The sequence below is a fragment of the Mesorhizobium sp. STM 4661 genome, from assembly GCF_000359125.1.
Taxonomy (GTDB): Bacteria; Pseudomonadota; Alphaproteobacteria; order Rhizobiales; family Rhizobiaceae; genus Mesorhizobium.
Genome location: NZ_CAAF010000078.1, coordinates 33,640 through 47,986, shown reverse-complemented (window position 1 = coordinate 47,986; position 14,347 = coordinate 33,640). Strand labels below are relative to the sequence as shown.

General features: G+C 62.6%; 13 protein-coding genes. 12 read left to right on the top strand and 1 reads right to left on the bottom strand.

Annotated elements, in window-relative coordinates; translation table 11 throughout:
• The first annotated feature begins 6 nt into the window (after positions 1 to 6).
• Positions 7 to 708 (top strand): tRNA (guanosine(46)-N(7))-methyltransferase TrmB, encoded by a 702-nt coding sequence (locus tag MESS4_RS26585; RefSeq protein ID WP_006337981.1) that lies wholly within the window; start codon positions 7 to 9, stop codon positions 706 to 708.
• A gap of 98 nt (positions 709 to 806) precedes the next feature.
• Here MESS4_RS26585 and MESS4_RS26580 read toward each other — a convergent pair whose 3' ends face one another.
• Complete coding sequence (locus MESS4_RS26580) at positions 807 to 1,031, bottom strand: hypothetical protein (protein WP_006337980.1); 225 nt, start codon at positions 1,029 to 1,031, stop codon at positions 807 to 809.
• A gap of 387 nt (positions 1,032 to 1,418) precedes the next feature.
• Between MESS4_RS26580 and rimP the strand changes: the two genes are divergently transcribed.
• From rimP to MESS4_RS26525, 11 genes are all read left to right on the top strand, one after another.
• Positions 1,419 to 2,063, top strand: coding sequence for a ribosome maturation factor RimP (rimP, locus tag MESS4_RS26575; RefSeq protein WP_006337979.1), 645 nt, complete (start codon positions 1,419 to 1,421; stop codon positions 2,061 to 2,063).
• Positions 2,064 to 2,112: 49 nt separating this feature from the next.
• Positions 2,113 to 3,708, top strand: coding sequence for a transcription termination factor NusA (gene nusA, locus MESS4_RS26570; protein ID WP_006337978.1), 1,596 nt, complete (start codon positions 2,113 to 2,115; stop codon positions 3,706 to 3,708).
• Positions 3,709 to 3,746: 38 nt separating this feature from the next.
• Positions 3,747 to 4,397 carry an RNA-binding protein gene (locus MESS4_RS26565; RefSeq protein WP_081609871.1) on the top strand — a complete coding sequence of 217 codons (651 nt, stop codon included), beginning with the start codon at positions 3,747 to 3,749 and terminating at the stop codon, positions 4,395 to 4,397.
• A complete protein-coding gene (gene infB, locus MESS4_RS26560; protein ID WP_006337975.1) occupies positions 4,394 to 6,964 on the top strand; it encodes a translation initiation factor IF-2 in 2,571 nt (856 codons plus the stop codon). Before MESS4_RS26565 ends, infB begins: the two co-directional genes overlap by 4 nt.
• Positions 6,965 to 7,074: 110 nt before the next feature.
• Positions 7,075 to 7,491, top strand: coding sequence for a 30S ribosome-binding factor RbfA (gene rbfA / locus MESS4_RS26555; RefSeq protein WP_036242243.1), 417 nt, complete (start codon positions 7,075 to 7,077; stop codon positions 7,489 to 7,491).
• Positions 7,491 to 7,952, top strand: coding sequence for a hypothetical protein (locus MESS4_RS26550; protein WP_006337966.1), 462 nt, complete (start codon positions 7,491 to 7,493; stop codon positions 7,950 to 7,952). Before rbfA ends, MESS4_RS26550 begins: the two co-directional genes overlap by 1 nt.
• The gene (truB, locus tag MESS4_RS26545) at positions 7,952 to 8,932 is read left to right on the top strand and encodes a tRNA pseudouridine(55) synthase TruB (protein WP_006337965.1); all 981 of its coding nucleotides are present in this window, start codon (positions 7,952 to 7,954) and stop codon (positions 8,930 to 8,932) included. Before MESS4_RS26550 ends, truB begins: the two co-directional genes overlap by 1 nt.
• 44 nt (positions 8,933 to 8,976) lie before the next feature.
• Positions 8,977 to 10,071 (top strand): magnesium/cobalt transporter CorA, encoded by a 1,095-nt coding sequence (gene corA / locus MESS4_RS26540; RefSeq protein ID WP_006337964.1) that lies wholly within the window; start codon positions 8,977 to 8,979, stop codon positions 10,069 to 10,071.
• Between the two features lie 152 nt (positions 10,072 to 10,223).
• Complete coding sequence (gene rpsO / locus MESS4_RS26535) at positions 10,224 to 10,535, top strand: 30S ribosomal protein S15 (RefSeq protein WP_280953385.1); 312 nt, start codon at positions 10,224 to 10,226, stop codon at positions 10,533 to 10,535.
• A gap of 405 nt (positions 10,536 to 10,940) precedes the next feature.
• Positions 10,941 to 13,088, top strand: coding sequence for a polyribonucleotide nucleotidyltransferase (gene pnp, locus MESS4_RS26530; protein WP_006337961.1), 2,148 nt, complete (start codon positions 10,941 to 10,943; stop codon positions 13,086 to 13,088).
• Between the two features lie 93 nt (positions 13,089 to 13,181).
• A complete protein-coding gene (locus MESS4_RS26525; RefSeq protein ID WP_006337960.1) occupies positions 13,182 to 14,318 on the top strand; it encodes a class I SAM-dependent methyltransferase in 1,137 nt (378 codons plus the stop codon).
• The last annotated feature ends 29 nt before the right edge of the window (positions 14,319 to 14,347 follow it).

Sequence of the window (14,347 nt, the reverse complement as noted above, 5' to 3'; positions counted from 1 at the left end):
GCGCCTATGGATCCGAAAGACCGGCCAAGTCGCGCGACCGAAGCGTTTTTCGGTCGCCGGCGCGGCAAGACCATCCGCCCGCAACAGGCGGCGGCACTGGAAAGCGGCTTCAAGACATACAAGCTCGATCTGACGGCGGGACCGCCGGCCGAATTGCGCAGCCTGTTCGAAGCCGATATTGGCGCTATCCACCTCGAAATCGGTTTCGGCGGCGGCGAGCACCTGTTGCATCGCGCGACGGCGGCTCAGGCGACCGGTTTTATCGGCGTCGAGCCTTTCGTCAACGGCATGGCCAAGATGATGATGGCGGTCAGGGAACGGCCGCTTGCCAATCTTCGGGTCTATGATGACGACGCCACGCGCCTGCTCGACTGGCTGCCGCAAGCCTCGCTCGACGGCATTGACCTGCTCTATCCCGATCCCTGGCCGAAGAAGAAACACTGGAAGCGGCGCTTCGTCAGTCCGCTCAATCTCGACCGTTTCGCGCGCGTCCTGAAGCCTGGCGGAAAGTTCCGTTTTGCTTCCGATATCGATAGCTACGTGAACTGGACGCTGCTCAACTGCCGGGCGCATGATGCGTTCGCCTGGCAGGCCCGCGAGGCGGTCGACTGGCATCGGCCTTACGAGGGTTGGCCGGGGACGCGCTACGAGGCAAAAGCCATCCGCGAGCGTCGGCGGCCGGCCTATCTCGCTTTCGTTCGAAAATAGCGCCGATCGAATATCGCCCTTCTGGGGCGACGCTCAGACGCTCAATCAAATATCGCCGCAGCGGGACAGAAGAACCATCCCGGCTAGCATGGCCTGCTTCAGAAACGGCCGATCTTGTCGAAGGCGGCCGGGTCCATGCCAAGGTTGCGCAGATCGTTGGCGCGCGGCTTGCGGCCAGCTTCGACGGCCCTCGACACGGCAACGGCGCTGCCGAATGTGGTGAAGATGTCGCCAATGGCGGAAAACAGTTTACGGCTGCCCATGATATCAGACCTTTCGCGCGCCACTGCGCGCCTCTTGTGCAATGCAACATAAATAGGCATGACGCAGCTCCAATCACAGCGGTGTTACTGCATGGTGGCCATGCGTCAGGCGCAAGGCTGCCCGTTTCCTGCCCAGCCTCCATTCGCCGAAGATCAAACCGCACAACTCGCATGCCACCTAATCCGGACAACTCATCTGCTTACGACACACGCCTGCATGCAGACTTGAAACGCCGGCCGGGATCGTCTATATCAGCCTCAAATTCTTGGTCGGTATGACGAAGAGTGGGTCCACCCGGTCCCGCTCTTTTTTATTACCTGCCCGGCGCATCGGACCGAAAAGTGCGAAGCGGTTTTCGGCTGAATCCGATGCGCAAGCTGAGAACAAGACAGTGGCAATCCGGTTTAGGGTTTGCCAACTGCCTACGGAAAGAGCGACAGGATCGAATGACCGCAGCGGCAAGCCAGGCCGACGACCGTATCATCCGCGAAAGCGGCATCGATGCGCGCATCGCGCTGATCGTGCAGCCGGTGCTGCGCGGCATCGGTTTCCGCCTTGTGCGGGTGCATCTGTCGGGCCAGAACGGGCTGACGCTGCAGATCATGGCCGAACGCGAGGACGGCACCATGACCGTCGAGGATTGCGAAGAGGTCAGCCGCGCCGTGTCGCCGGCGCTCGATGTCGATGATCCGATCGAAAAGGCGTATCATCTCGAAGTGTCGTCGCCGGGCATCGATCGGCCGCTGGTCCGCAAGTCGGACTTCGCGACCTGGGCCGGCCATCTGATCAAGATGGAGACGTCGATCCTCGTTGCCGAACGCAAACGCTTCAAGGGCAAGATCGCGGAGGCCGGTGAAGACGATGTGCTGATCGAGCGCGACAAGGCCGCTTATGGCGAGGAGCCGACGGTGCGCATTCCTTATGAAGCGATCGCCGATGTGCGGCTGATCCTCACCGACGACCTCATCCGCGACGCGCTGTCGAAGGACAACAGGGCGCGCAAGGAAGCCAAGAAACGCCGTGGCGAACCGGACGACGCGCCAGATGGTGCGGAAGCCGGCGCCAAAGACGAAATCGAACAGGAACTATGATTGAGCGGCCGAGCCCAAAAGGTTCGGCAAAAAGCTCGGGAGAAAAAAGATGGTTGTAAGCGCCAACAGGCTTGAACTGCTGCAGATCGCCGACGCGGTCGCGCGTGAAAAGTCGATCGACAAGTCGATCGTCATCGCCGCCATGGCCGATGCGATCCAGAAGGCGGCGCGCTCGCGCTACGGCCAGGAGACCAACATCCGCGCCGACATCAACGCCAACACCGGCGAGATGAAGCTGCAGCGGCTGATGGAAGTGGTCGAGAAGGTCGACGACTATGCCACGCAGATCGCCATTTCCTCGGCCCGCGAGCGCAATCCAGACGCCCAGCTCGGCGACTTCATCGCCGAACAGCTGCCGCCGATGGATTTCGGCCGCATCGCCGCCCAGTCGGCCAAGCAGGTCATCGTGCAGAAGGTGCGCGAGGCCGAGCGCGACCGCCAGTATGACGAATACAAGGACCGCATCGGCGAGATCGTCAACGGCACGGTCAAGCGCGTCGAATACGGCAACGTTATCGTCGATCTCGGCCGCGGCGAGGCGATCATCCGCCGCGACGAGCTGATCCCGCGCGAGAACTACAAATATGGCGATCGCGTCCGCGCCTATGTTTATGACGTGCGCCGCGAGCAGCGCGGCCCGCAGATATTCCTGTCGCGCACCCATCCGCAGTTCATGGCCAAGCTGTTCACCATGGAAGTGCCGGAGATCTACGACGGCATAATCGAGATCAAGTCGGTGGCCCGCGATCCTGGTTCGCGCGCCAAGATCGCCGTCATCTCGCGTGACTCATCGATTGACCCGGTCGGCGCCTGCGTCGGCATGCGCGGCTCCCGCGTCCAGGCGGTGGTCGGCGAACTGCAAGGCGAGAAGATCGATATCATTCCGTGGTCGCCTTCGGCCGCATCCTTCATCGTCAACGCGCTGCAGCCGGCCGAAGTCGCCAAGGTGGTGCTCGACGAGGATGCCGAGCGCATCGAGGTCGTGGTGCCGGACGACCAGCTCTCGCTGGCCATCGGCCGCCGCGGCCAGAACGTCCGGCTTGCCTCGCAGCTCACCGGCTGGGATATCGACATCCTGACCGAGCAGGAAGAGAGCGAGCGTCGTCAGAAGGAATTCGTCGAGCGCTCTTCGCTGTTCATGGAAGCCCTCGACGTCGACGAGATGGTCGGCCAGGTGCTCGCCTCGGAAGGCTTCACCAGCGTCGAGGAGGTCGCCTATGTCGACGCCGGCGAGATCGCTTCGATCGACGGCTTCGATGAGGACACCGCTTCGGAAATCCAGACCCGCGCCCGCGAATATCTGGAGAAGATCGAGGCCGAGCACGACGAGAAGCGCAAGGCGCTGGGCGTGACGGACGAATTGCGCGAGATCCCCGGCGTCACCACCGCCATGATGGTGACGCTCGGCGAGGACGGCGTGAAGACGATCGAGGATTTCGCCGGCTATGCGGCTGACGACCTGACCGGCTGGAAGGAACGCAAGGACGGCGAGACGAAGGTGTTCCCCGGTGTGCTTGCCAATCACGGCGTGTCGCGCGCCGATGCCGAGCAGATGGTTCTGGCGGCCCGCCTCAAGGCCGGCTGGATCACCGAGGACGAGGTTGCGGCCCAGGAAGCGCCGGCTGACGAAGCCGTTGGTGCGTGAGGTGAAACCGCATCGCACACAACCCGCCCTTGGACGAGATGAACGATCGCACCTGCATCGTTACGCGCAGACAGGCCGAACCGGATGAACTGATCCGCTTCGTCGTCGGCCCGGATTCGGCCGTCGTTCCGGACATCAAGAAAAACCTGCCCGGCCGCGGTTGCTGGGTGACGGCCGACCGCCTACATATCGACAAGGCGGCAGCGAAAAACCTGTTTGCCCGCGCCTTCAAGGCGCAAGTGGCCGTGCCGGCCGACCTCGGTGGCATGGTCGACGGGCTGCTTTCCAAATCCGCTCTGGGTATGCTGGGCCTTGCTCGCAAGGCAGGCGCGATCGCGCTCGGCGCCACCAAGGTCGAGAGCGCGGTGCGCGGCGGACTGGCACTTTTCGTGCTCCACGCAGCCGAGGCGTCCGATGATGGGGTTCGCAAGATCAGCCAGGCGCGGCGGGCAACCGTCCATCTCGGCGGCCCCGCCATCCTTGCCTACAAACTTTTCTCCGAGGCCGAGTTGAGCTTGGCTTTGGGGGGTACAAATGTGATACATGCTGCCGTTCTCGCGGGAGACGCGGGCAGGGCGGTCCAGAAGCGCATGGTTGCGCTCGACCGGTATCGGGGCGGTTCCCCGGACGATCTGGCAATGCTTGCGGCCGTTGCTGATGAAGATGATGCCGCAGAGGATATGGAATGAGCGATACGAAATCGGGCGACGACAAGACGTTGAGTGTTACGCCGAAGAAGACCTTGACGCTGAAGCGCCCCGGTACGGAACAGGGCACAGTGCGCCAGAATTTCTCGCACGGCCGCACCAAGTCGGTTGTCGTCGAGACCAAGAAGCGCAAGTTCTCGCTGCCCGGTGACAAGCCGGAGCCGGCCGCTGCCCCTGTGTCCGTCTTCACGCCGAAGCCGCCGGTCGCGGCAGCGCCCGTCGTGCAGGAAGCGCCCAAGGCGCCGCCGTCCCCGCCGCCGGTCGAACGCGGCGGCATGGTGCTGAACGAATTGTCGCGCAATGAGATGGAAGCACGCCGCCGAGCCCTGGAAGGGTCGAAAGTGCGCGACGTCGAGGATCGCCAGCGCGCCATCGACGAGGCCAAGCGCCGCAACGAGGATGAAGAACGCCGCAAGCGCGAGCGCGAGGAATCCGCGCGCCGCCAAGCCGAGGAAGAGGCGCGGCTGCAGACCGAGGCCGAGTCCCGCCGCCGTGCCGAGGAAGAGGCGCGCCGCCGTGCGCCGCTGGCCGCCGAACTGGCGACCGCCGACGACGATGAGGAGGTCAAGCCGAAGCGCGCCGGCGCCGGTGCCCCGGTGCGCCGTCTGGTTACGCCCGAAGTGGCGCGCCCGGCCAAGCCGACCAAGGGTGAGGAAGACCGCCGTCGCGGCAAGCTGACGCTCAACACCGCGCTTTCCGAAGAGGATGCGCGCGCCCGTTCGCTGTCGTCGATGCGGCGGCGTCAGGAGAAATTCAAGCGCGCGATGCACAATGAACCGCGCGAGAAAGTCATGCGCGAAGTGATCCTGCCCGAAACCATCACCATCCAGGAACTGGCGCAGCGCATGTCCGAGCGCGCCGTCGATGTGGTCAAGTTCTTCATGAAGCAGGGCCAGATCCTGAAGCCGGGCGACGTCATCGACGCCGACACGGCCGAGCTGGTTGCCACTGAATTCGGCCACACGGTCCGCCGCGTCGCCGAGTCCGACATCGAGGAAGGCCTGTTCAACATCGCCGACCGTCCCGAAGATCTCGAGCCGCGTCCGCCGGTGGTGACGATCATGGGCCATGTCGACCACGGCAAGACCTCGTTGCTCGACGCCATCCGCAACGCCAATGTCGTGTCCGGCGAGGCCGGCGGCATCACCCAGCACATCGGCGCCTATCAGGTCGAGAAGAATGGCCACAAGATCACTTTCATCGACACGCCCGGCCACGCTGCCTTCACGGCGATGCGCGCCCGCGGTGCCCAGGCGACCGATATCGCCATCCTCGTGGTGGCGGCCGACGACAGCGTGATGCCGCAGACGATCGAATCGATCAGCCACGCGAAGGCGGCAGGCGTTCCGATCATCGTGGCGATCAACAAGATCGACAAGCCGCAGGCCGATGCGCAGAAGGTGCGTTCGGAACTGCTGCGCCACGAGGTCTTCGTCGAATCGATGGGCGGCGAAGTGCTGGATGTCGAAGTGTCGGCGACCAAGGGCACCAATCTCGACAAGCTGCTCGAAGCGATCCTGCTGCAGGCCGAAATCCTCGACCTCAAGGCCAATCCGGACCGTACCGCCGAGGGCGTCGTCATCGAGGCCCAGCTCGACAAGGGCCGCGGCCCCGTCGCCACCGTGCTGGTGCAGACCGGCACGCTGATGCCGGGCGATATCCTCGTCGCCGGCAATGAATGGGGCCGGGTGCGCGCGCTGGTCAACGACCGCGGCGAGCAGGTCAAGGAAGCGCCGCCGGCGATGCCGGTGGAAGTGCTCGGCCTGCAGGGAACCCCGCTGGCCGGCGACCGCTTCGCCGTGGTCAACAACGAGGCCCGTGCCCGCGAGATCACCGAATACCGCCAGCGTCTGGCGCGCGAGAAGGCGGTGGCCAAGCATGCGGGCCAGCGTGGCTCGCTCGAACAGATGATGTCGCAATTGCAGACGAGTGGGCTGAAGGAATTCCCGCTGGTCATCAAGGGCGACGTGCAGGGCTCGATCGAGGCGATCAACGCCGCGCTCGACAATCTCGGCACCGACGAGGTGCGTGCACGCATTGTCCATGCCGGCGCCGGCGGCATCACCGAAAGCGACGTGTCGCTGGCGGAGACCTCGGGTGCCGCGATCATCGGCTTCAACGTCCGCGCCAATGTGCAGGCGCGCGCCGCTGCCGCGGCGGCAGGCATCGAGATCCGCTACTATTCGATCATCTACAATCTCGTCGATGACGTGAAGGCGGCGCTCTCCGGCCTGCTCTCGCCGGAGCGTCGCGAGACCTTCATCGGCAATGCCGAGATCCTCGAGATCTTCGACATCACCAAGGTCGGCAAGATCGCCGGCTGCCGTGTCACCGAAGGCAAGGTCGAGCGTGGCGCGGGCGTACGCCTGATCCGCGACAACGTCGTCATCCACGAAGGCACGCTGAAAACCCTGAAGCGCTTCAAGGATGAGGTCTCGGAAGTCCCCGGTGGCCAGGAATGCGGCATGGCCTTCCAGAACTACGAGGACATGCGCGTCGGCGACGTCATCGAGTGCTTCCGCGTCGAGATGGTGACCCGGACGCTCTGAGTTCGTATACTATCGACATGACCGGGCGGTGGTCGAAAGGCCGCCGCCCAAAACATATGAGACATGCGGTGCGGTCCCATCCCGTGCCTCACGATTTCAGGACAGAAAAAATGCCCCGTCCAACCACATCAGGCCCATCCCAGCGCATGCTGCGCGTCGGCGAGCAGGTGCGCCATGCGCTGTCGGAAACCTTGCAGCGCGGCGAGATCATCGATCCGCTGATCGAGAACGCCGTGGTTTCGGTCTCCGAAGTGCGCATGTCGCCCGATCTGAAGATCGCCACTGCCTTCGTCTCGCCGCTTGGCGCCGGCGATGCCAATGCCGTGGTTGAGGCGCTCAACAAGCACGCGAAATTCGTCCGTGGCCGCGTCTCCGGTGCGCTTAGGCAAATGAAGTACATGCCGGAATTCCGCTTCCGGCTGGACACTTCCTTCGACAATTTCGCCAGGATCAACGATCTCTTGAAGTCGCCCGAAGTGGCGCGCGATTTAGCTCACAACGAAAAGCCGACTGGTGAGGACGATTGATGTCCAAGCCAATGACGCCCAAAATGATTGCAAGCATGACCACTGAACAACGCCAGATCCTTTACAAGAACTGTATGGATCGCATTGATAGTGAAGAGGCTATTCGAATTGTAGATATGATTGTCGATTCGGGACTTCCTTTTAAGAAAACGAAGGAAATTTCGCACGGTGACCCCGAAATGAGAGCGATAGAAATCATAGTAAACGCCAAAGATAACGAAGCCATTATGCTTGATGCTGCGGCTAAGGACATGCCGCCTTTGTCTGTCTTAGAACCGTTGATCGTCGAAAAGCTTGGTGAGGGTTATCGTGGAGACAACGGTGGAACTATTGCAGCAGGATATCTAATTGCCAAACGGCTTTACGCCCTCGGCTACGAGAAAAGGCCAAGCAAGGCAATGCCTGCGGGAAGCGTCGCCAAAACGGCTGCTACTTTTCGCAAGAAGCCGGGAAATCGCTGATGGCGCGCCGCGGCAAGAAGAAAGGCCGGCCGGTCTCCGGCTGGCTGGTGCTGGACAAGCCGGTCGGCATGGGCTCGACCGAAGCCGTCTCCAAGATCAAATGGCTGTTCCAGGCGGAAAAGGCCGGCCATGCCGGCACGCTCGACCCACTGGCCTCCGGCATGCTGCCGATCGCGCTCGGCGAGGCGACCAAGACCGTCCCCTACGTCCAGGACGGCGCCAAGATCTATCGCTTCACCGTCGCCTGGGGCGAGGAGCGTTCGACCGATGACCTCGAAGGCCCGGTAACGAAGAGTTCCGACCGGCGTCCGCCGGAAGCCGATGTTCAAGCGCTCCTGCCGAAATACACCGGCGTCATCATGCAGACGCCGCCGCAATTCTCGGCCATCAAGATCGCTGGCGAGCGTGCCTACGACTTGGCTCGCGAGGGCGAGACGGTCGACATTCCGCCGCGCGAGGTCGAGATCGGCCGCCTCGACCTGGTCGAACACAATGCCGATCACACCATTTTCGAGGTCGAATGCGGCAAGGGCACCTATGTGCGCTCGCTGGCCCGCGACATGGGCCGCGACCTCGGCTGTTTCGGCCACATCGCCGAGCTGCGCCGGATCGAGGTCGAGCCGTTCACCCAGGACGACTTCGTCACCATCGCCGAGCTGGAGGCAGCGCGTTTCGGCGAACAGGGCGATGAGGATCCGGATACGGCCGATGATGCATCCGACGCTCCCGATCTGCCGGTCGACTTCACAGCCATCGACGCGCTTCTGGTCGACACATCAGCCGCGCTCGATTGCCTGCCGCGGATTGCGATCAGTGACGATGCGGCGACAAAAATCCGCCTCGGCAATCCGGTCATCATCCGTGGCCGCGATGCGCCGGTGGAGGCCGAGGAAGCCTGTGCCATGGCGCGTGGCAAGCTGGTCGCCATCGGCGCCATCGAGCAAGGCATGTTCAAGCCGAGGCGGGTTTTTGCCGGGTGACGGCTCTCATCTAATCTCGGTTCGACATTGCGCTCGAGGGGCATATGGCAAAGGTTGAGACGATCAAGAAGCAGGTGCCGGTGAAAACGCGGCGGCCGCCGGTTGGCGCTTCGCCAGGCACGCTGATTGCAGATCCCGCGGCCCGCAGGTCCGAACTCAGGCTGACGCTGATGTCGCCCGACAGGTTCGAGACGATCGAAAATGCCAGTATCGACGACCTCAACACCCATTGCGACAATTGGCCGGTCATCTGGCTGGACTGCACCGGCCTTGCCAACATCCCGCTGATCGAGGAGATCGGCCGCACTTTCAGCCTGCATCCGTTGGCGCTGGAAGATGTCGTCAACACCGGCCAGCGGCCGAAAGTGGATTTCTTCGAGAACCATGCCTTCATCGTCGTCAGGATGATCGACGATGTCACGGCGCATCGCTACGAGCAGATCGCCGTTTTCTTCGGTGAGAACTTCGTCGTCACCTTCCAGGAGCGCGAGGGCGATCCGTTCGACCCCGTGCGCAAGCGCATCGAAAGCTCGGTGCCCAACCGGTTGCGCTCGCGCGGCGCCGACTATCTCGCCTATGCGCTGATCGACGCCATCGTCGACAGCTATTTCCCGCCGATCGAGACCGCCGCCGACATGGTCGACGACATCGAGGATCAGATGCTGCACACGCAGCACAAGCACCAGATGCGCAAGCTTCACGAGTTGCGGCGCGACGCCAATGTGCTGAAGGGCGTGCTGTGGCCGATGCGCGACGCGCTGGCGACGCTGATCCGCAACGACGTGCCCTATGTGAAGGCTGAGACCAAGGTCTTCCTGAACGACACGCTCGATCATTCGCTCCGGCTGATCGAACTGGTCGAGACCCAGCGCGAAATGCTGACCGGCCTGATCGAGATGCATCTGTCGCTGAGCCAGGCGCGCACCAACGAAGTCATCGGCTATCTGACGATCGTCTCGGGGGTCTTCATGCCGCTTACCTTTCTGGTCGGCGTGTGGGGCATGAATTTCGACCCTGATAGCTCGCCGTGGAACATGCCGGAATTGAAGGCCTACTACGGCTACCCGGCAGCGCTCTTGTTCATGGCTGTTGTCGCAATAAGCCTGGTTGCCTTCTTCAAATGGAGGAAGTGGCTATAGCATAAGCCTAAAAGTCTTCATTTTCTCGTAAAAGCCGCGGCAAAGCCGGCTTGTGAATTGGGCTGGTGTTTTCTGGGGAATTGCACTATATGCGCCGCAGCATCGCGCCATGACGCGTTGCTTGCACCGGCCCCTGCTGGACGACATCCCGGCTGAGGGCGTCCCGTTTCCTCAAACAGATAAGGAAAAACACGATGTCGATTACTGCCGAGCGCAAGAAGGAATTGATGGGTGAATTCGCAACCGCCAAGGGCGATACCGGGTCTCCGGAAGTCCAGGTGGCCATCCTTTCCGAGCGCATCAAGAACCTGACCGATCATTTCAAGGACCACAAGAAGGATAACCATTCCCGCCGTGGTCTGCTCGCTCTCGTCTCCCAGCGCCGCAGCCTGCTTGATTATCTCAAGCGCAAGGATGACGCGCGCTATCAGACGCTGATCGAGAAGCTCGGTCTGCGCCGTTGACGAATTGGCCGGCGGGCTTTCCTCGGAGAGCCCGCCGGTCGCGCATTGGAGCACCGGATCAATCCGGCGCTCCAATGAAGGAACAGAGCGTCGCGCCCGACGCGCAAAAGGACGCTCTGAAAATTTGATTTGCGCATGACGCTTGCCGAAAGCCGTGGTTTTCGGGGTCATGCGCAAGGCCAGTCGGATCGATTGGCCAGACCCGGTTTCGAGCAGCAGAGGGCCATTCGAAACCGCCCATGGACGGTCATGGGGCAGGATTGCAGGACGCTCGTCGCGGCCACGGTGCCGGACTAACCGAGCTTCCCGTTGTCTTGCCCGTGGCTGCCCGAGAAAGGAAGCCAGGGAAAGGGCATCCGCGCACGCTGAAACGGCGCGGCCCTTTCCGCATATGAAGGACAAGACATGTTCAATCACCACAAAGTGGAAATAGAATGGGGCGGCCGCCCGCTCATCCTGGAAACCGGCAAGATCGCGCGCCAGGCTGACGGCGCGGTGCTCGCCACCTACGGCGAAACCAAGGTTCTCGCCACCGTCGTTTCGATGAAGGAGCCGAAGCCCGGCCTCGATTTCTTCCCGCTGACCGTCAATTACCAGGAAAAGACCTATGCCGCCGGCAAGATCCCGGGCGGCTATTTCAAACGCGAAGGCCGTCCCAGCGAGAAGGAAACGCTGGTTTCCCGCCTGATCGACCGCCCGATCCGCCCGCTTTTCGCCGACGGCTACAAGAACGACACCCAGATCGTCGTCACTGTCGTCCAGCATGATCTCGAGAACGATCCGGACATCCTGTCGATCGTCGCCACTTCGGCGGCTCTGACGCTGTCGGGCGTGCCCTTCATGGGCCCGATCGGCGGCGCCCGCGTCGGCTACATCAACGGCGAATATGTGCTCAACCCGCATGTCGACGAGATGCAGGAATCCAAGCTTGACCTGATCGTCGCCGGCACCGCCGACGCCGTGCTGATGGTCGAGTCCGAAGCCAAGGAGCTCGGCGAGGATTTGATGCTCGGCGCCGTCATGTTCGGCCACAGGGGCTTCCAGCCGGTGATCGACGCGATCATCAAGCTGGCCGAAGTCGCCGCCAAGGACCCGCGCGATTTCACCGCGCCGGACTATTCCGCGCTCGAAGCCGAGATGCTGAAGATCGTCGGCGACGAGCTCCGCGACGCTTACAAGATCACCGACAAGCAGAAGCGCTATGCCGCCGTCGACGCCGTCAAGGCGAAGGTCAAGGCCGCGTTCACGCCGGCCGAAGGCGAAGAGGCCAGGTACACGTCCGAGCAGATCGGCAGCGTGTTCAAGGAGCTCCAGGCCAAGGTCGTGCGCTGGAACATCCTCGACACCGGCTCGCGCATCGACGGTCGCGACCTGAAGACGGTCCGCAAGATCGTCTCCGAAGTCGGCGTGTTGCCGCGCACCCACGGTTCGGCGCTGTTCACCCGCGGCGAAACCCAGGCGCTGGTCGTTGCCACGCTCGGCACCGGCGAGGACGAGCAGTATGTCGATTCGCTGACCGGCATGTACAAGGAGAAGTTCCTCCTTCACTATAACTTCCCTCCCTATTCCGTCGGTGAAACCGGCCGCATGGGTTCGCCGGGCCGCCGCGAAATCGGCCACGGCAAGCTCGCCTGGCGCGCCATCCGGCCGATGCTGCCGACCGCTGACCAGTTCCCCTACACGCTGCGCGTCGTCTCGGAGATCACCGAGTCCAACGGTTCGTCGTCGATGGCCACCGTTTGCGGCACCTCGCTGGCGCTGATGGATGCCGGCGTGCCGCTGGCCAAGCCCGTCGCCGGTATCGCCATGGGCCTGATCAAGGAAGGCGAACGCTTCGCTGTGCTCTCCGACATCCTCGGCGACGAGGATCACCTCGGCGATATGGACTTCAAGGTCGCCGGCACCGCCAACGGCATCACCTCGCTGCAGATGGACATCAAGATCGAGGGCATCACCGAAGAGATCATGAAGATCGCGCTCGACCAGGCCAAGGACGGCCGCCAGCATATCCTCGGCGAAATGTCCCATGCGCTCTCCGGCGCGCGTGCCGAGCTCGGCGAGTTCGCGCCGCGCATCGAGGTCATGCACATTCCGACCGATAAGATCCGCGACGTGATCGGCTCGGGCGGCAAGGTCATCCGCGAGATCGTCGAAAAGACCGGCGCCAAGATCAACATCGAGGACGATGGCACCGTCAAGATCGCCTCGTCCAATGCCAAGGAGATCGAGGCGGCGAAGAAGTGGATCCACACCATCGTCGCTGAGCCGGAAGTCGGCGAGATCTACGAAGGCACGGTCGTCAAGACCGCCGACTTCGGCGCCTTCGTCAACTTCTTCGGTCCGCGTGACGGCCTCGTCCACATCTCGCAGCTTGCCAACGACCGCGTCGCCAAGACCTCCGATGTCGTCAAGGAAGGCGACAAGGTCTGGGTCAAGCTGATGGGCTTCGACGAGCGCGGCAAGGTCCGCCTGTCGATGAAGGTCGTCGACCAGGCCACCGGCAAGGAACTCGCTCGCGACAAGAAGGCCGAAGGCGAAGAAAACGCCGCCTGAACGGTCTGAAAAACATGACCGAAGCGGGCGCGACGGATGTCGCGCCCGCTTTCATTTGAGCAACAATCAGAAAGACCAGGCTACAATCCACGCATGTCGGCAGAACCTCTCAAGACCCTGTTCCATCCCTTCGAGGTCGAAGCTCTCCCGATGCCATCGAAAGACGCGCGCATTCTCTTCCTCGGCGCGGAGCCTGGCTTCCGCTTGCCGGAAGGCTTTGATGCCGCGCTTCATCTCGTGCAGGGCTTCAGGCCACACTTTCGTTCGCTGGAGCGTGCCGGCCATGTGGTGACGCCGCGTCTAGAAGGTCACGGGTTCGACGCAGCTCTTGTCCTGGTAGGCCGCCATCGCGGCGAGAATGAAATACGCATTGCCGATGCGATCGAACGGGTCGTGTCAGGCGGATTGATTGTTGTCGCCGGCGGCAAGGAAGATGGCATCGATAGCCTGCGAAAGCGCATGGCCAACAACGAAGACAAGTTGGCCGCTGCGATAGGACGCCGTGGACCGGGCGGACTTGTCCTTGAACGGCCAGGCCAGCCCCCTGAGATATTCAACGAAAGGCGGTACCATCCTCAGAAGGTCCATGTGCCTCTTGGCGGTCATCTGTCAAAGAACCATGGTGTTGTGTTTTGGCTGGGGGGGACCCCTCAGGCAGATGCATTCGCGAAATCCATCAAGGATTGGCAAGACGGTTGGCCGCTTATTGACGGCCGTTTCCGCACCGCCCCCGGCATGTTCTCCTTCGACCGGATCGACGCCGGTTCGAAATTGCTCGTGGACAATCTGCCCAACGATCTGCGCGGCAACGTTGCCGATTTCTGCGCCGGCTGGGGCTATGTGGCGGCGGAGGTCGCAGCACGCTCGCCCGGCATATCGGGGCTCGACCTTTACGAGGCGGACTTCGCCTCGCTAGAAGCGGCGAAAGGCAATGACGGCAAGGGCACCGTTGAGCCGCGCTTCTTCTGGATTGATCTGCTGACCGAAGCGGTCGAGCGCCGCTATGACGCAATTGTCATGAACCCGCCCTTTCACCGCAGCCGTGCCACCGAACCGGAGATCGGCGCCGGCATGATCCGCGCTGCGGCAAAGGCGCTGAAACCGGGTGGACGGCTGTTCATGGTGGCGAACCGTCAACTCCCCTACGAGCCGGTGCTGGCGGCAGCCTTCTCCAGCCACGCCGAGATCGCCCGCGACGGCATGTTCAAGATCTTTGCTGCGCGGCGCTAGTCTAGCGCAACTCGCCCAAAAGCACATGG

Excerpts from the sequence above, each read along its gene's own strand:
- MESS4_RS26585 (WP_006337981.1), top strand. The coding sequence starts at position 7 with ATGGATCCGAAAGACCGGCCAAGTCGCGCGACCGAAGCGTTTTTCGGT.
- MESS4_RS26580 (WP_006337980.1), bottom strand. The coding sequence starts at position 1,031 with ATGCCTATTTATGTTGCATTGCACAAGAGGCGCGCAGTGGCGCGCGAA.
- rimP (WP_006337979.1), top strand. The coding sequence starts at position 1,419 with ATGACCGCAGCGGCAAGCCAGGCCGACGACCGTATCATCCGCGAAAGC.
- nusA (WP_006337978.1), top strand. The coding sequence starts at position 2,113 with ATGGTTGTAAGCGCCAACAGGCTTGAACTGCTGCAGATCGCCGACGCG.
- MESS4_RS26565 (WP_081609871.1), top strand. The coding sequence starts at position 3,747 with ATGAACGATCGCACCTGCATCGTTACGCGCAGACAGGCCGAACCGGAT.
- infB (WP_006337975.1), top strand. The coding sequence starts at position 4,394 with ATGAGCGATACGAAATCGGGCGACGACAAGACGTTGAGTGTTACGCCG.
- rbfA (WP_036242243.1), top strand. The coding sequence starts at position 7,075 with ATGCCCCGTCCAACCACATCAGGCCCATCCCAGCGCATGCTGCGCGTC.
- MESS4_RS26550 (WP_006337966.1), top strand. The coding sequence starts at position 7,491 with ATGTCCAAGCCAATGACGCCCAAAATGATTGCAAGCATGACCACTGAA.
- truB (WP_006337965.1), top strand. The coding sequence starts at position 7,952 with ATGGCGCGCCGCGGCAAGAAGAAAGGCCGGCCGGTCTCCGGCTGGCTG.
- corA (WP_006337964.1), top strand. The coding sequence starts at position 8,977 with ATGGCAAAGGTTGAGACGATCAAGAAGCAGGTGCCGGTGAAAACGCGG.
- pnp (WP_006337961.1), top strand. The coding sequence starts at position 10,941 with ATGTTCAATCACCACAAAGTGGAAATAGAATGGGGCGGCCGCCCGCTC.
- MESS4_RS26525 (WP_006337960.1), top strand. The coding sequence starts at position 13,182 with ATGTCGGCAGAACCTCTCAAGACCCTGTTCCATCCCTTCGAGGTCGAA.